General features: G+C 59.6%; 1 protein-coding gene. It reads right to left on the bottom strand.

Annotated elements, in window-relative coordinates:
* A partial coding sequence (locus A9W96_RS19050) for a hypothetical protein (RefSeq protein ID WP_156765318.1) occupies positions 1-756 on the bottom strand: 756 nt, incomplete at its 3' end.
* Positions 757-769: the final 13 nt, after the last annotated feature.

The raw sequence follows: 769 nt of genomic DNA, 5'->3' as shown, positions 1-769 counted from the left end.
ATCCTGCTCCAGGAACTCAATGGCGAAGGCATCTGGGACGCTGTCCGACCGATGTGGGATTTTCGGCGTGACCAGCTTCTGTTCGCGTGAAGCCCGCAGGACGTAGAGGTCGTTGAGGGAGAACGCAGAGTCGACATGTGCCACGATGTCGAGAAGGCTTGGCAGGAAGTCCTCGCCGAGCTGGTCACGCCGAAAATCCCACATCGGTCGGACAGCGTCCCAGATGCCTTCGCCATTGAGTTCCTGGAGCAGGATGGCATAGCCGCTGAGCTCCATCAGCGCGACAAGTGGTTCCACCGTGTAGATGAAGCGGAGGAGGGGCAGCTGTCCGGCGACATCTGCGATCATCCGTTGGGCTGCGGATTGATTCTGATTGAACAGAGTTGTGAACCAGTTCGTGGCCCGGTCGTGGTCGCCGTCGAGGATGGCGTCGAACGTTGCATTGAAGACAAACACGTAAGCCTGCCCGTAGAGATCTGGTTGTCGCTGATCATGTGGGCCAGCAGGCAGATTCGGCAAGCAGTCGGCGATATTGCCGATCACCTGCCTACGCAGGTCGGGGTCGAGCGGTGGCGATTGCGGTGGAGTCGGCCAGTCGGGATCGTCCAATGCCGCGCTCCTCCATCGGCGCAGACCTTGGTGGGCTGTACCGATTAGTTCCTGGTGGGTGGCGATCTTGTCGATCATTTCGAGCGCAGAAAATGCCACCATGACGGCCAGCTTCCAGTCCTCAGCGGCGATCGCTGACTGCACCATCAACGAGGCTGTA

It is taken from the genome of Mycobacterium sp. 1245852.3 (genome assembly GCF_001669335.1).
Taxonomy (GTDB): Bacteria; Actinomycetota; Actinomycetes; order Mycobacteriales; family Mycobacteriaceae; genus Mycobacterium; species Mycobacterium europaeum_A.
The sequence above is the reverse complement of the archived record's forward strand: the minus strand, read 5'-3'. Positions and strand labels throughout refer to the sequence as shown.